Origin of the sequence: Kitasatospora sp. NPDC059577 (assembly GCF_042735475.1) — a bacterium.
Classification (GTDB): domain Bacteria; phylum Actinomycetota; class Actinomycetes; order Streptomycetales; family Streptomycetaceae; genus Kitasatospora.
The window spans coordinates 99306-113086 of sequence record NZ_JBHWBZ010000017.1 but is presented as its reverse complement, the minus strand read 5'-3'; the positions used below and the strand labels follow the sequence as shown (position 1 = coordinate 113086).

Here is a 13781-nt window from a genome sequence, read left to right as displayed (position 1 = left end):
CCGCGCACCGCCCCCGGTCCCGCGCCGTGCGCGTGGCCCTCATCCACCCACCCGCCGGCCCAACCGCCCCCGCCCCCACCCCCGGCCCCGCCCCCGGGCGGCACGACCGGGCGTTCAACCCCGACCCCCGACCGGTCTCCCCCCTCGGCCACCCCCTGGTCGAGGCCCCGCCGCCGGGCCCGGGCCCCCTCCTCGGCGACACCCCGCCGCCACTGCCCCGCCGGAGCCACCGGCGCGACCGCGCCAACCGCCCCGCCCAGCACGCCGCTCCCCCACCGCCGCCCGCCCCGCCGTACCGCTCGGCCCGGGACGCGCAGGCGTTCATGGCGATGTTCCAGGCCGGGACCGCCAGCGGCCGATCGGCCGCCCGGGCCCAGGCCCAACCCGGCCCCACCGACCCTGCTTCCCCCCGACTTCCCCAGCGCTCCGGAGAGTTCCATGACCACCACCCCTGACCTCGGCTGGCTGCTCGCCGACATCATCGCCGTCCCCCAGGTCCGGCACGCCGTCGTCGTCTCCAACGACGGCCTGGAGATCGGCCGCAGCGCGGGCATCCCGCGCGAGGACGCCGAACGGCTCGCCGCCGCCTGCTCCGGACTGCAGTCGCTGGCCCGCGGCGTCGCGACCGGCTTCGGCGGACCGGGCAGCGCCACCCGCCAGATCATCATCGAGTACGGCGGCGGCTACCTGTTCATCGTCGCCGCCGGGGCGGGCGCGCACCTGGCCGTGGTGACCAGCGAGGCGGTGGACGCCGGCCTGGTCGCGTACCAGATGCAGGTCCTGGTCGAGCGGATCGGAACCCACCTCACCAGCCCGCCGCGCGTCGACCACGCGGCGGGGGGCCACCGGTGAGCGGGCCGGTCCGGCCGTACGTCATCACCGGTGGACGCAGCCGCTCCACCCGCCCCGAGCTGGCCGTGGAGAGCCTGGTCAGCGCCCTGCCCGGACCATTAGGGCTGTCCGACCCGCCGGAACTGCCCGAGCACCAGCTGCTGAACCGGGAGCACCGGCGCATCCTCGGGATCTGCCACAGCCTGCTGTCCATCGCCGAGGTGGCCGCCCACCTGGGGCTGCCGTTCGGCGTCGTCAAGGTGCTGGTCGGGGACCTGTGGGACCTCGGCGCCGTGCAGGTGCTCCCGCCCGTCCCGCAGGCCGAACGCCTGCCCACAACCCTCCTGGAAGAGGTGCTCGTTGGCCTCCGCCAACTCCGCTGAAGCCGTCCCCGAGGCCGCCGGTGCGGCCGACGGGCCGCAGTACCTGCCGTCCTCGGTGCAGGGCGCGGTCAAGATCCTGGTCACCGGCCCGTTCGGGGTCGGCAAGACCACCCTGGTCGGCTCGCTGAGCGAGATCACCCCGCTGCGCACCGAGGAGACCATGACCGCCGCCAGCAGCGGCGTCGACGACCTCACCGGCCGCGGCACCAAGACGACCACCACGGTCGCGCTGGACTTCGGCCGGATCACGCTCAACCCGCGGCTCGCGCTGTACCTGTTCGGCACGCCCGGGCAGCAGCGGTTCTGGCCGCTCTGGGACGACCTGTCGCGGGGCGCGCTCGGCGCCATCGCGATGGTCGACCTGCGCCGTCCGGACGAGAGCTTCGACGTCCTCGGCCGGCTGGAGGAGCAGCGCATCCCGTTCGCCGTAGCCGTCAACACCTTCCCGGACACCCCGAGTTACCCGGAGGAGGAGCTGCGCTCGGCACTGGACCTGCTGCCGGACGTGCCGATCCTGTTCTGCGACGCCCGCGACCGGCGGCAGTCGTACGACCTGCTGATCGACTTCGTCGACCACCTGCACCGCAGCTCGGTCCTGGAGCTGCAGGGATGAGCGCCACCGAACCCGGCGCCGCGGCCGCCCACGGCTGCCCGGTCGCGCACGGCGGCCCGCCCGTCGGGCCCGGTGCGGGCCTGCCCGGCGGACTGCCCACCGGCGTACCGCTGACCCCGCTGTACGGGCCGGCCGTCGCCGAGGACCCGCACGGGCTGTACCTGCGGCTGCGCGAGCGCTACGGCCCGGTCGCGCCGATCGAGCTGGAGCCCGGCGTCGAGGCCTGGCTCGTCCTCGGCTACGCCGAACTGCTCGAACTCACCCGCAACGAGGCGCTGTTCTCCAAGGACTCGCGCCGCTGGCGGGTGCCCGCCGAGGGCCGGCTGGCCGCCGACTCCCGGCTGCTGACGATGACCTCCTGGCGCCCGACGCTGCTCAACCTGGACGGCGCCGACCACCAGCGGCTGCGCTCCGCCGTCTCGGACACCCTCGCCCAGATCGACCACCACCAGCTGCGCGGGACCACCGAGGCCGCCGCCAACGGCCTGATCGACAGCTGGGGACCGGACGGCACCGCCGACCTGATCGCCCAGTACGCGCGACGGCTGCCCCTGCTGGTCTTCACCCAGCTGATCGGCCTGCCGGCCGACGCCGGGCCCCGGCTGGTCGAGCTGATCAGCCACTTCGTGGACAGCAGCGCGCAGTCACAGCGGGCCGGCGCCGAGTTCCAGGCGATCCTGGTCGACCTGGTCCGGCGCCGCCGGGCTGCGCCCAGCGCCGACCTCACCTCCTGGCTGCTCGCCCACCCGGCCGGGCTGACCGACGAGGAGGCGGTGCACCACCTGGTGGTGCTGATGGTCGCGGGCAACGAGACCTCGATCAACTGGACCGGCAACACCCTGCGGCTGCTGCTCACCGACCGGCGCTTCCGGGCCACCCTCACCGGCGGCCGGCTCACCGTCTCCGACGCGCTGGAGGAGGTGCTCTGGCGCGACCCGCCGACGCAGAACTTCCCCGGCCGCTGGGCCACCGGCGACACCGTGCTCGGCGGCCAGTACATCAGCGCCGGCGACATGCTGGTCCTCGGTCTGGCCGCGGCCAACGCCGACCCGGCCGCCCAGGGCGTCTCCGCCGCCGCCCAGGGGTCGCTCGGCGGCAACCGGGCGCACCTCGCGTGGGGTGCGGGCCGGCACGTCTGCCCGGCCCAGCACCCGGCCCGGATCATCGTCGAAACCGCCGTCGAGACCCTGCTGCACCGCCTGCCGGACCTCCAACTCGCCGTCCCGGCAGGCGAACTGGCCTGGCGACCGTCCCCCTGGTCCCGGGCCCTGACCGCCCTGCCGGTGCTGTACAGCGCCTTCACCCCGCCCCGCCCGCCAGCCCCCGAGAGGCCCGCATGGACACCGCCGTCGACTCCGCCGGAGCCCGCCCCGAACCCGTCAGACTCGACCCCTTCGGAGGCGACCAGCACGGAGAGAACGCCCGACTCCGCGCGGCCGGCCCCGCGGTCCTGGTGGAGCTCCCTGGCGGGGTGGTGGTCTGGGCGATAACCCACCACGACACCCTCCAGGCGCTGCTGGCCGACCCCCGCGTCGGCAAGAACGCCCGGCTGTGGACGACCTTCCGGGAGGGGCGCCTCCCGGAAGGCTGGCCGCTGACCAACTTCATCGCCGTCCCCGGCATGGTCACCGCCGACGGGGACGACCACCGGCGGCTGCGCGGACTGGTGTCCCAGGCGTTCACCCCGCGCCGGATCGCCCAGCTGGCCCCCGCCATCGAGGCCAGGACCGTCGCGCTGCTCGACGACGTCGCCGAGCTGGACGGCGAGTTCGACCTGCGCGAGCACTTCGCCTACCCGCTGCCGATGCAGGTCATCGGCGAACTGCTCGGGCTCGCGCTGGAGCAGCAGGACGAGCTGCACGAGCTGTCCGACACCCTGGTCTCCAGCTCGGCCACCCCCGCGGCGGCCATCGCCGCGCAGCGGGACCTGAACGCGCTGCTGGCCTCGGTGGTCGCGGCCAAGCGGGCCGAACCCGGCGACGACCTGACCACCGACCTGATCGCCGTCCGCGAGGCCGGCGACCGGCTCAGCGAGGCCGAACTCGTCGGCACCCTGCTGCTGATGCTGGTCGCCGGGCACGAGACCACGCTCAACCTGATCACCAACGCCGTCCGCGCCCTGCTCGCCCACCCGGACCAGCTGCGGCTCGTCCTGGACGGCGCGCAGCCGTGGTCGGCGGTGGTCGAGGAGACGCTGCGCTACGACTCGCCGGTCGGGCAGTTCCCGCTGCGCTACGCGACCGAGGACATCGAGGTCGGCGACGTGGTGATCCGGCGCGGCGAGGCGCTGCTGGCCTCCTACGCGGCGGCCGGGCGCGACTCCGGACACCACCCCGACGCCGACCGCTTCGACCTCACCCGGCAGCCCGCCCGGCACCTGTCGCTCGGCCACGGCCCGCACTTCTGCCTCGGCTCCGGACTGGCCCGGCTGGAGGCCGAGACGGCGCTGCGGCACCTGTTCGCCCGGTTCCCCGCACTGGCCCTCGCGGAGGGCCGGACGAACGAGCCGATCGCGTCGTTCGTCAGCAACAGCGTGCGAACCCTGTGGGTGACCGTCCGGCCCGGCGGGTGACCTGAGGGCGGCCGGGTCGTTCGGCAGTGCATGACGAACCACCGCACCAAGGACCACGGCGCGAGGAGCCACGGCATGAAGACCCACGGCACGAAGAAGCTCGCCACCCTGGCCGCCCTCACCATGGCAGGCCTCGCCATCGCCGCCCCCGCGGCCTGCGCCACCACCCAGACCGCCACCTCGCCGGACGCCACCGGCGGTCTGACCGACGGCCTCAACCTCTCCCCCGCCGACCTCGCCCTGCAGACCGCGGGCAAGCTCCCGGTGATCGGGCACACCGCCAACGAGGTGGAGGCCGTCGGCACCAACCAGATGAGCCACCCGGGGCTCAGCGGCCAGATCGGCTGACGGCAGTGGCTGCCGGGCCGCTCGCCCTCGCGCTCGCCGTGCTGTCGCTGGCCGTTCCCGCCGCCCCCGCGGCCGCCGACGAGGGCGGCGGGGTCCCCCCGGCCCGCGGCTGGGGCGTCACCGCCGCCGCCCTCTGCCTGCAGGAGGTGGCGGTGGTGCCGGTGCTCGGCGGCTCGCTCGGCGACCACGTGGACGACTGCGGCCGGGGCAACGCCGTCGACCACGCCCTCGGCTGAGAGCCCGGGCGACCGACCGACCCCCGTGCGGTCGGCCGCCCGCGGCCCGGTGTCAGCCCGTGAAGAGCCCGTTGAGCTCCGGGTAGGTCAGCCCGCCGTCCAGCGCGGTGTAGGTGCCGCTCGCGTAGACCTCCTCGGCGGCCCGGCGGACCGCCGCGTACGCCGCCTTGGCCAGGCCGGGGCCCAGGCTGATCCGGGCCACGCCGAGCTCCGCCAGTTCGGCGACCGACGGGGAACCCGGCCCGGCCAGCACGTTCAGCGGCGCCGGGACGGCCGCGACCAGGGCGGCGATGGTCTCCGGGTCGGCCACGCCGGGGGCGAACACGACGTCCGCGCCCGCCTCGACGTACACCCGCAGCCGGCGGACCGCCTCGTCCAGCCGCTCCTCCGGGGCGCCGGTCCCGTGCAGGAACACGTCGGTGCGCCCGTTGACGACGAGCGGGACGCCCGCCGCGTCGGCCGCCGCACGGGCCGCCGCGATCCGCTCGGCGGCCTCCTCCCGGGGGCGTCCGCCGTCCTCCAGGTTCACCCCGACGGCGCCGGTGGCCAGCAGCGCGGTGACGGTCTCGCCGACCCCGGCCGCGGTGTCCGCGTAGCCGTCCTCCAGGTCCGCGGTGACCGGCAGCTCGACCGACCGGACCACCTGGGCGGTCCTGGCCAGCACCTGCTCGCGGTCGGCGCCGCCGCCGTCCGGGCTGCCGAGCGACCAGCAGACGCTCGCGCTGGCCGTCGCCACCGCTCGCGCCCCGGTGGCCGCCACCAGGCGGGCGCTCGCCGCGTCCCACACGTTCGCCAGCACCAGCGGCTCGCCCGGGCGGTGCAGCTCCCGGAGCAGCCGGGCCTTCTCCCGCCGGACCGTCACGGTCCCGTTCGTCGTCACGTCCCCGGACCTCACTTCGCGGCCGGGCTCAGGCGGGTGCTCACACCGATCCGGTTCCAGGCGTTGATGGTCGCGATCAGCGCGACCAGCTGGGCCAGCTCCGCCTCCTCGAACTGTTCGGCGGCCTGCGCCCACACGGCGTCCGGCACGTGGCCCTCGGTCAGCCGGGTGACCGACTCGGTGAGGGCCAGGGCGGCGCGCTCGCGGGCGGTGAACCACGGGGTCTCGCGCCACGCGGGGAGGGAGAGCAGGCGGTGCTCCCGCTCGCCCTGCTTGACGGCGTCGGTGGAGTGCATGTCGATGCAGTAGGCACAGCCGTTGATCATCGAGGCGTGCAGCTTGACCAGTTCGACGATCACCGGGTCGAGGCCGGTGCGGGCGGCCTGGTCCACGGCGACCATCGCCTGGTAGTAGGCGGGCGCGAGCTTCGGCAGCACGATGCGCTGGGCCGGGGCCGGCACGGGCGCGCCGGCCGCCGCGTCGGGGGTCGTCACGGTCTCGTTCGTCGTCATGAGCGCCAGCCTAGAAGCACAGTGGCCCGCCACCCTGGTTCATTCGGCACCCGGTTCCTTGGGCCACTTCCGGCGTACGAACGGGCGTGCGAGGATCGCTGACAGGGCACCGTCGGCAGGACACCGCCGACGGCACGAGGTCAGGGGACAGGGTCGTGTGCACGGCGTTCGTCAGCATCGAACCGGGAGCGGCCGTACCGGTCCTGCTGCTGTCCGTCCGGGACGAGTACCTGGGACGCGCCTGGCTGCCGCCGGACCACCACTGGCCGGACCGGCCGGGACTGCTCGGCGGCCTGGACCTCGCGGCCGGCGGCACCTGGCTGGCCGTCGACCCCGCCCGGCGGACCGCCGCCTGCCTGCTCAACGGCTTCGGCCCGCTCGCCCCCGCCGACTCCCGGCGCACCCGGGGCGGGCTGCCACTCACCGCCGTCACCGAGGACGGGATCGGCCACCTCGACCTCACCCCGTACGACCCGTTCCACCTCGTCCTGGTCCGGCCCGACGGCGCCCGGGTCGCCAGCTGGGGCGACGGCCGGCTGGAGGAGCGCGAACTGCCCGCCGGGCTCAGCGTCGTGCTCAACGACGGACTGGAGGGCCTGGCCGCCAACCGCTCCGCCTCCGAGCGGATCAGCGCGCTGATGGCCGCCCGCGCCGACCACTTCCGGGCCCGCTTCACCGCCGCACACCGGCCCGAGCCGACCGGCGACGGGCCGACCGCACGGGCCTGGGGCGCCTGGCTGCCGATCGTCGCCGGCGACGGACTGGCACCGGACGAGGACGCGGCCCTGGTCCAGCGGCGGGACTTCGGCGACGGGCGGATCTGGGGCTCCTCGTCGATCTCGCTGCTCGCGCTCGGGCCGGACCGGCTGCGGTACGACTTCGCGGCCGCGCCGGTCGCGGCAAACGGGGCCACCGGGGCGGACGGGGCCGGCTGGCAGCGGATCGCGACGGACTGACAGGGCCGGCCCGGGCACCGAGCGGCGCCACGGCGAAAAGGACTTGAACCTGACGCAGCGGGAGGCGCCATCGTGGCGTGCGTCGAGCCCGGAGCCGGGCTCGGAGCCGAGCACCGAGGAGCCACGATGCGCCGCCTGCCCGCCGTCCTGTCCGCCGTCCTGACCGTCGCCCTGCCCCTGGTGGCCGCCCCGCTCACGGTGAGCGCCGTCGTGCTGCTCGGCGACGTGGCCCACCGGGCCTTCCCGTCCGGCACCGTACTGGCCGCCGTAGCAGGGGCGTTGATCCACCACTTCGGGGCCGATGTCACCCAGACGTACGGTCGGTGAACTTCTGGCGGCGGGGCTGCCGGTCGTCTACATGCCCGTAGTAGCTTCGCGAGGGCCACCGGATCAGGCCGGCCGCTACCCCCCGAGCGAAGGTGCGCGATGTCCACCCTGACCTACCCGGAAGCGATAGGCGTCGGCCTGCTGCAGGGTGTGACGGAACTCTTCCCGGTCTCCAGCCTCGGCCACAGCATCCTGCTGCCCGCCCTGATCGGCGGGAAGATCCAGCACGACCTCGACATGACCGCCGAGGGCTCCTCCTACCTCGCCGCCCTGGTCGCCCTGCACCTGGCCACCGCGCTCGCGCTGGTCGTCTACTTCTGGAAGGACTGGGTCCGCGTCGTCAGCGGACTGGTCGGCTCGATCCGCCACCGCCGGGTGGAGACCCGCAACGAGAAGCTCGCCTGGCTGCTCATCCTCTCCACCATCCCGGTCGGGGTGGCCGGCCTCGCCCTGGAGAAGGCGCTGCGCAACGCGCTCGGCAAGCCCGTCCCGGCCGCCGTCTTCCTCGCCCTCAACGGGCTCGTCCTGCTCGGCGCCGAGCGGCTCAAGCGCGGCGGCACCGGCCGCCGCCGGGCCGGACACGCCGCCCCCGTCGACGAACCCGGCACCGACCCGGCGATCGCCTCCGACCACCGGCTGACCAGGCTCGGCTACGGACAGGGCGCCTGGATCGGCGCCGCGCAGATCCTCGCGCTGTTCCCCGGCATCAGCCGCTCCGGCGTCACCATGAGCGCCGGCATCCTGCGCGGACTGCACCACGAGGACGCCGCCCGGTTCTCCTTCCTGCTCGCCACCCCGGTCATCCTCGCCGCCTCGGTCCTGAAGGTCCCCGAGCTGTTCAAGCCGGAGAACTCCGCCGTCCTCGGCCCGGTGGCCGCCGGCAGCGTCGCCGCCTTCGTGGCCGGGTACGTCTCGGTGCGGTTCCTCACCAGGTACTTCGAGACCCGCAGCCTCACGCCGTTCGCGATCTACTGCTTCCTCGCCGGCGTCGGCAGCGCGGTCTTCCTGTCCGTCTGACCCGCCCGCCCGGCGTCAGAACCCGCCCAGGACCCGGGCGAGCTCGGCCGGACGGGAGAACATCGGCCAGTGCCCGGTGTCCAGCTCGGCCAGCCGCCAGTGACCGTCCGCGACCAGACCGGCGACCACCGGCGGCGGCTCCGGCCAGTCCAGCAGACACTTCACGTACAACGCCGGCAGAGCACTCAACGGGCCCTCCAGCACCGCCGGTTCGGTCAGCGAGGCGCCCGGGTGCGGGGTCGCCCGCTCGGCGATCCGGGCGATCTGCCCGGTCGTCAGCCCCTGCCCCGCGAACTCGGCCGGCGGCAACGGCGGCCACCAGCCCCCGTGCGCGGCGAGCTCCGCCCGCAACGCCGCCGGCTCCGGTATCTGGTCGGCGAAGGACTCCCCCGCCACCGGCACGTTGGCGTCCACCAGCACCAGCCCGGCCAGCCGGCCGCCGATCCGCTCGGCGGCCTGCCCGACCGGGACACCCGAGTAACTGTGCCCGACCAGCACGACCTCCCGCAGGTCGAGCCGCTCCACCTCGGCCACCACGTCCGCCACGTGCGCCCCCTGCCCGGCCGGCGCGTCCCGCCGCTCCGCCAGCCCGGACAACGTCAACGGATGGGCCCCGTGCCCGGCCGCGCGCAACTCCGGCACGACCTCGTCCCAGGCCCAGGAACCCAGCCACGCACCCGCTACGAGTACAAAGTTCGCCATGGGCGGCACCGTAGCGCGCAGGCGCGACCGCAGCCCGGGAAGCAACGGCGAACAACACGTGGAGGAAGCATGACGGAAGCATGGGACAGGCCGGACTCGCCGCATGGCACGGCGGATGCGGAGCAGCGCGGGCCGGACTCCCCGCAGCGCAGGGCGGCGGTCGTCACCGGCGGCTCCCGGGGCATCGGGCGGGCCATCGTCCGCCGACTGGCCCGCGACGGCGCCGACGTGGTCCTCGGCTACGCCCACGACGACCGGGCCGCCGCCGAGGTGGTCCGTGCCGTCGAGGCCGGGGGCGGCCGCGCCTGGGCCCTGCGCGCCGACCTCGGCGAACCGGGCGCCGCCGAGCGGCTGATGGCCGAGGCGGAGGACCGGCTCGGCGGGCTGGACGTCCTCGTGAACAACGCCGCCACGTCCTTCGTCCCCACCCCGCTCGCCGAACTGGACGACACGGCCCTCGACGCTGTCCTGGCGGTCAACACCCGCTCCGTCTTCGCCACCGTCCGCTACGCCGCCCGCCGGATGCGCGACGGCGGACGCATCGTCAACATCTCCACCGCGAACACCGTCCGGCCCGTTCCCGGCATCGCCGCGTACGCCGCCAGCAAGGGCGCCGTCGAGCAGCTCACCGCCGTCGCAGCCGTCGAACTCGGCCCGCGCGGGATCACCGTCAACACCGTCTCCCCCGGCGCCACCGACACCGACCTGCTGCGCGGCACCAACCCGCCCGAGGCGCTCACCCGCGTCGCCACCCTCACCCCGCTGCGCCGGCTCGGCGACCCCGAGGACATCGCCGACGTCGTCGCGTTCCTGGCCGGCCCGGACGGCCGCTGGATCACCGGCCAGAACCTCCGCGCCACCGGCGGCCTGGCCTGACCTGCTCCGGGTCCGCCCGGCACCCGCCGGACGGACCCGGAGCACGGCGCGGCACTCAGGCCCCGAGGCCCAGGGCGGCCAACCGGGTCGGGTCGGTGAGGATGTCCATCGCGGTGATCCGGCCCCCGTGGATGGTGAACGACATCACCGACAGCGGACGGCCGTCGGCGAACGCCACCACACCCGGCGAACCGTTGACCAGGACCGGACGGCCGTCGGCGGCGAAGCGGGCGAAGGTGATCGCCTGCGAGGCGACGTCCGCCGCACCGCGCCGCAGCACGCTCCGCACCAGCGTGCCGCCGTCCGAACGCGCCACCACGTCCGGGTCCAGCACCGCCAGCAGAGCGTCGAAGTCACCGCCGCGGGAAGCGCTCAGGAAGGCCTCCACCACCTCGCGCTTGCGGGCCACGTCGGCGTCCGCGGCCGGGGTCGCGCCCTGCACCCGGCGGCGGGCCCGGCTGGCCAACTGCCGGGTCGAGGCCGACGTGCGGCCCAGCACCTCGGCGATCCCGTCGAAGGGCACCTCGAACATGTCGTGCAGCACGAAGGCCACCCGCTCCGCCGGGGACAGCGTCTCCAGGACCACCATCAGCGCGATCCCCACGGAATCCGCCACCAGGATCTCGTGCACCGGATCCAGCGCCGCCAGCCCGCTGACCACCGGATCCGGCAGCCGCACCTGCCCGTCCTGCTCCGGCAGCGGATCCTCCCGACGCGACGTCCGGGACCGCAGCAGGTCCAGGCAGACCCGGCCCACCACCGTGGTCAGCCACGCCCCCAGGTTCCGCACCCCGCCCACGTCACTGCGGGCCAGCTTCAACCAGGCCTCCTGGACGGCGTCGTCGGCCTCGGCGATCGACCCGAGCATCCGGTAGGCCACCACGCGCAGTTGCGGGCGCTCCGCCTCGAACCGCGCTGCCAAATCGGCCGGTTCGGCACGGCCCGGGTCAGTCGATGGAACTTCCTCGCTCACGCTGTCACATCCTCGCGTCGGGATCCGTCGGTCCAGTGACGGACGCTAACCGACGAGGAGACCACCGTGACCACCACCGGCCACACCACCCGCACCGCCCGCATGAAGAACCCCGCCGTGGTCCTGCCCGACGCGACCAAGGGCATCCGGACCATCTACAAGGCCATGTTCCAGGGCGGCGCGGCCCCGCGGATCCTGGAACTCGTCCACCTGCGCGCCAGCCAGATCAACGGCTGCAGCGCCTGCGTCTTCTCCGGCGTCCAGGGCGCCAAGAAGCACGGCGAGACCGACGAGCGACTGCACGCCGTCGCCGCCTGGCGCGAGGCCCCGTTCTTCACCGACGAAGAACGCGCCGCCCTCGAACTCACCGAAGCCGCCACCCGGATCGCCGACCGCACCGGCCGGGCCGTCCCCGACGAGGTCTGGGACGCCGCCGCCGACCACTTCGACGAGGAGCAGCTCTCCGCGATCATCCTGATGATCGCGCTGACCAACTTCTTCAACCGCATCAACGCCACCATCGAAGAACCCGCCGGAACCACCTGGTGAAACCGGCCCCTGGGGGGATCCCGGCCGGTCCGGCACCGCTACCCGCCGTCGGACTCGGACGCCTCGGTGTCCCAGCGGTCACCGGCGAACCGCTCCGGTGCGGCTTCGAGCTCGAACGGCACGACGCCCGTCGCTCCCAGGTCCCACACCCTGACCCAGCCCTTGGAATCGGTCCGGGACTCGGGCCCGGTCCAGCCGGCCACCGGTTTCACTGCCAGGCAGTACATCTCCGGCAGGCCCGGCAGGACCGGCAGGGCCGCCCGGAGCCGCTGCACCGTCTCCAACGGGCGGACCCCGACCTCCGCGACCTCGTGCCAGCCGATCCGGAGCTTCCGGCTCCCGGGACTCGGCCGATCCCGCAGCACCGACCCCGCACCACCGCGCGAGAATGGGGCCGTGACCAGCTCCTGGACCTCCTTCGGCGGCGACCTGCACCTGGACCTCACCGAGCGGCGCGCCGCCGGCACCGGACTGCGGGTCGCCCTGGAGGACGCCCTGCGCGAAGCCGTCCAGGACGGACGGCTCGCCCCCGGTACCCGGCTGCCCTCCTCCCGGGCCCTCGGCGAGGACCTCGGGATCGCCCGCAACACCGTCGTCGAGGCGTACGGCCAGCTCACCGCGGAAGGCTGGCTCGACTCCCGACAGGGCTCCGGCACCACCGTCGCCCGCCGTGCCCGGCCGGAACCACCCACCCCCGGCCGACGGCCCGCGTCCGCCGCCGACCCGACGGCACCCCGACGGCGGACCGGCCGGCACGACCTCATGTCCGGACGGCCCGACCTCTCCCTCTTCCCCCGCACCGCCTGGCTCGCCGCCGCCCGCCGCGCCCTCGCCACCGCGCCCCACGACGCCCTCGACTACGGCAGCCCGCTCGGCCGGATCGAACTGCGGCAGGCCCTCACCCACTACCTCGCCCGCGTCCGGGGCGTCCGCACCGACCCCGACCACCTGCTCGTCTGCACCGGCGTCACCCAGGGCCTCGGCCTGCTCTGCACCGCCCTGCGCGACCGCGGCGCCCGCGCACTCGCCGTCGAGGAGTACGGGCTGCCGCCCCAGCACGCCGTCGCCCGGGCCGCCGGACTCACCACCCTCCCGCTGCCACTGGACGACGAGGGCGCCCGCGTCGACCGGCTCGACAGCCGCCCCGGCGCCGTCCTGCTCACCCCCGCCCACCAGTACCCCACCGGCGCCCCGCTCTCCGCCGAACGGCGGGCGGACGCCGTCCGGTGGGCCCGCGAACACGACCGGTACGTCATCGAGGACGACTACGACGGCGAGTTCCGCTACGACCGGCAACCCCTCGGCGCGATGCAGGCGCTCGACCCGGAGCGGGTCGTCTACGCCGGCACCGCCGCCAAGAGCCTCGCACCGGGCCTGCGACTGGCCTGGCTCGCCCTGCCGGACACCCTGGTCGAACCCGTCGCCCGGCTGAAGACACTGGCCGACACCATGTCCCCGGTGCTCGACCAGCTCACCCTGGCCGAACTGATCACCTCCGGCACCTACGACCGCCACGTCCGGCGCTGCCGCCTCCACTACCGGCGCCGCCGCGACCGACTGGTCACCGCACTCGCCGAACACGCCCCGCACGTCCGGGTCACCGGCATCGCGGCCGGCCTGCACGCCGTCCTCCAACTGCCGCCCGGCTCCACCCCCGAACCCGAACTCCTCGCCCGTGCCCAGGCCGCCGGCCTCTCCCTCAACGGCCTCATCTGGCACCGCGCCACCCCGACCCCCACCGACACCCCGCCCGCCCTCGTCATCGGCTACGCCACCCCACCCGAACACGCCTTCCCGGCGGCGCTCCAGGCCCTCTGCGAACTGCTGCGCAGGGCTTGAGGGGTGGAGAGGAGGGGGACGGCACAGACCGCTGCGAACTGCTGCGCAGCGCTTGAGGGGTGCAGAGGAGCGGGACGGCACAGACCGCTGCGAACTGCTGCGCAGCGCTTGAGGGGTGCAGAGGAGCGGGACGGCACAGACCGCTGCGAACTGCTGCGCAGCGCTTG

18 protein-coding genes and 1 pseudogene are annotated in these 13781 nt (G+C 74.9%); 14 read left to right on the top strand and 5 right to left on the bottom strand.

Annotated elements, in window-relative coordinates; all coding sequences use genetic code 11:
- The 8 genes and pseudogenes from ACFV0O_RS16500 to ACFV0O_RS16465 form a co-directional block, all read left to right on the top strand.
- Positions 1–455, top strand: a pseudogene (locus ACFV0O_RS16500) (hypothetical protein); the annotation flags it as partial.
- Positions 439–852 carry a roadblock/LC7 domain-containing protein gene (locus ACFV0O_RS16495; protein ID WP_380341826.1) on the top strand — a complete coding sequence of 138 codons (414 nt, stop codon included), beginning with the start codon at positions 439–441 and terminating at the stop codon, positions 850–852. The pseudogene ACFV0O_RS16500 and the gene ACFV0O_RS16495, both read left to right, overlap by 17 nt.
- The gene (locus tag ACFV0O_RS16490) at positions 849–1214 is read left to right on the top strand and encodes a DUF742 domain-containing protein (protein ID WP_380341823.1); all 366 of its coding nucleotides are present in this window, start codon (positions 849–851) and stop codon (positions 1212–1214) included. The genes ACFV0O_RS16495 and ACFV0O_RS16490 overlap by 4 nt, the downstream gene beginning before the upstream one ends.
- Positions 1192–1827, top strand: a complete 636-nt coding sequence (locus ACFV0O_RS16485; protein WP_380341821.1) for an ATP/GTP-binding protein — start codon at positions 1192–1194, stop codon at positions 1825–1827. Before ACFV0O_RS16490 ends, ACFV0O_RS16485 begins: the two co-directional genes overlap by 23 nt.
- A complete protein-coding gene (locus tag ACFV0O_RS16480; protein WP_380341819.1) occupies positions 1824–3317 on the top strand; it encodes a cytochrome P450 in 1494 nt (497 codons plus the stop codon). The genes ACFV0O_RS16485 and ACFV0O_RS16480 overlap by 4 nt, the downstream gene beginning before the upstream one ends.
- A complete protein-coding gene (locus tag ACFV0O_RS16475; RefSeq protein WP_380341816.1) occupies positions 3281–4399 on the top strand; it encodes a cytochrome P450 in 1119 nt (372 codons plus the stop codon). Before ACFV0O_RS16480 ends, ACFV0O_RS16475 begins: the two co-directional genes overlap by 37 nt.
- 75 nt (positions 4400–4474) lie before the next feature.
- A complete protein-coding gene (locus ACFV0O_RS16470) occupies positions 4475–4747 on the top strand; it encodes a hypothetical protein (protein ID WP_380341813.1) in 273 nt (90 codons plus the stop codon).
- 5 nt (positions 4748–4752) lie between these two features.
- Positions 4753–4983, top strand: coding sequence for a hypothetical protein (locus tag ACFV0O_RS16465; protein ID WP_380341811.1), 231 nt, complete (start codon positions 4753–4755; stop codon positions 4981–4983).
- Between the two features lie 52 nt (positions 4984–5035).
- Here the strand turns inward: ACFV0O_RS16465 and ACFV0O_RS16460 are convergent, their stop codons facing one another.
- Together ACFV0O_RS16460 and ACFV0O_RS16455 are read right to left on the bottom strand one after the other, a co-directional pair.
- Positions 5036–5863, bottom strand: a complete 828-nt coding sequence (locus ACFV0O_RS16460) for an isocitrate lyase/phosphoenolpyruvate mutase family protein (RefSeq protein ID WP_380341808.1) — start codon at positions 5861–5863, stop codon at positions 5036–5038.
- An 11-nt stretch (positions 5864–5874) separates the two neighbouring features.
- On the bottom strand, positions 5875–6375 hold the full coding sequence (locus tag ACFV0O_RS16455; protein WP_360257725.1) for a carboxymuconolactone decarboxylase family protein: 501 nt from the start codon (positions 6373–6375) through the stop codon (positions 5875–5877).
- Positions 6376–6530: 155 nt separating this feature from the next.
- Here ACFV0O_RS16455 and ACFV0O_RS16450 point away from each other — a divergent pair, with 155 nt between their 5' ends.
- The 3 genes from ACFV0O_RS16450 (at position 6531) to ACFV0O_RS16440 (ending at position 8675) form a co-directional block, all read left to right on the top strand.
- Positions 6531–7331 (top strand): NRDE family protein, encoded by an 801-nt coding sequence (locus ACFV0O_RS16450; RefSeq protein ID WP_380341805.1) that lies wholly within the window; start codon positions 6531–6533, stop codon positions 7329–7331.
- Positions 7332–7457: 126 nt separating this feature from the next.
- A complete protein-coding gene (locus tag ACFV0O_RS16445) occupies positions 7458–7658 on the top strand; it encodes a hypothetical protein (RefSeq protein ID WP_380341802.1) in 201 nt (66 codons plus the stop codon).
- A 99-nt stretch (positions 7659–7757) separates the two neighbouring features.
- Complete coding sequence (locus ACFV0O_RS16440; RefSeq protein ID WP_380341799.1) at positions 7758–8675, top strand: undecaprenyl-diphosphate phosphatase; 918 nt, start codon at positions 7758–7760, stop codon at positions 8673–8675.
- A 15-nt stretch (positions 8676–8690) separates the two neighbouring features.
- Here ACFV0O_RS16440 and ACFV0O_RS16435 read toward each other — a convergent pair whose 3' ends face one another.
- Complete coding sequence (locus ACFV0O_RS16435) at positions 8691–9377, bottom strand: alpha/beta fold hydrolase (protein ID WP_380341797.1); 687 nt, start codon at positions 9375–9377, stop codon at positions 8691–8693.
- A 69-nt stretch (positions 9378–9446) separates the two neighbouring features.
- On the opposite strand from ACFV0O_RS16435, the gene ACFV0O_RS16430 reads away from it, so the two are divergent.
- Entirely contained in the window at positions 9447–10253 is an 807-nt protein-coding gene (locus ACFV0O_RS16430; RefSeq protein WP_380341795.1) for a glucose 1-dehydrogenase, read from the top strand.
- 55 nt (positions 10254–10308) lie between these two features.
- Here ACFV0O_RS16430 and ACFV0O_RS16425 read toward each other — a convergent pair whose 3' ends face one another.
- A complete protein-coding gene (locus ACFV0O_RS16425; RefSeq protein ID WP_380341792.1) occupies positions 10309–11175 on the bottom strand; it encodes a sigma-70 family RNA polymerase sigma factor in 867 nt (288 codons plus the stop codon).
- A 153-nt stretch (positions 11176–11328) separates the two neighbouring features.
- Here ACFV0O_RS16425 and ACFV0O_RS16420 point away from each other — a divergent pair, with 153 nt between their 5' ends.
- Positions 11329–11775 carry a carboxymuconolactone decarboxylase family protein gene (locus tag ACFV0O_RS16420; RefSeq protein WP_380341884.1) on the top strand — a complete coding sequence of 149 codons (447 nt, stop codon included), beginning with the start codon at positions 11329–11331 and terminating at the stop codon, positions 11773–11775.
- 38 nt (positions 11776–11813) lie between these two features.
- Here ACFV0O_RS16420 and ACFV0O_RS16415 read toward each other — a convergent pair whose 3' ends face one another.
- Positions 11814–12140 (bottom strand): hypothetical protein, encoded by a 327-nt coding sequence (locus ACFV0O_RS16415; RefSeq protein WP_380341789.1) that lies wholly within the window; start codon positions 12138–12140, stop codon positions 11814–11816.
- 31 nt (positions 12141–12171) lie between these two features.
- Between ACFV0O_RS16415 and ACFV0O_RS16410 the strand changes: the two genes are divergently transcribed.
- Positions 12172–13614 (top strand): PLP-dependent aminotransferase family protein, encoded by a 1443-nt coding sequence (locus ACFV0O_RS16410; RefSeq protein WP_380341786.1) that lies wholly within the window; start codon positions 12172–12174, stop codon positions 13612–13614.
- Positions 13615–13781 lie beyond the last annotated feature (167 nt).

Bases quoted from the DNA above. Each gene is read 5' to 3' on its own strand.
- ACFV0O_RS16495 (WP_380341826.1), top strand. From the start codon at position 439: ATGACCACCACCCCTGACCTCGGCTGGCTGCTCGCCGACATCATCGCC.
- ACFV0O_RS16480 (WP_380341819.1), top strand. From the start codon at position 1,824: ATGAGCGCCACCGAACCCGGCGCCGCGGCCGCCCACGGCTGCCCGGTC.
- ACFV0O_RS16470 (WP_380341813.1), top strand. From the start codon at position 4,475: ATGAAGACCCACGGCACGAAGAAGCTCGCCACCCTGGCCGCCCTCACC.
- ACFV0O_RS16455 (WP_360257725.1), bottom strand. From the start codon at position 6,375: ATGACGACGAACGAGACCGTGACGACCCCCGACGCGGCGGCCGGCGCG.
- ACFV0O_RS16445 (WP_380341802.1), top strand. From the start codon at position 7,458: ATGCGCCGCCTGCCCGCCGTCCTGTCCGCCGTCCTGACCGTCGCCCTG.
- ACFV0O_RS16440 (WP_380341799.1), top strand. From the start codon at position 7,758: ATGTCCACCCTGACCTACCCGGAAGCGATAGGCGTCGGCCTGCTGCAG.
- ACFV0O_RS16435 (WP_380341797.1), bottom strand. From the start codon at position 9,377: ATGGCGAACTTTGTACTCGTAGCGGGTGCGTGGCTGGGTTCCTGGGCC.
- ACFV0O_RS16430 (WP_380341795.1), top strand. From the start codon at position 9,447: ATGACGGAAGCATGGGACAGGCCGGACTCGCCGCATGGCACGGCGGAT.
- ACFV0O_RS16420 (WP_380341884.1), top strand. From the start codon at position 11,329: ATGAAGAACCCCGCCGTGGTCCTGCCCGACGCGACCAAGGGCATCCGG.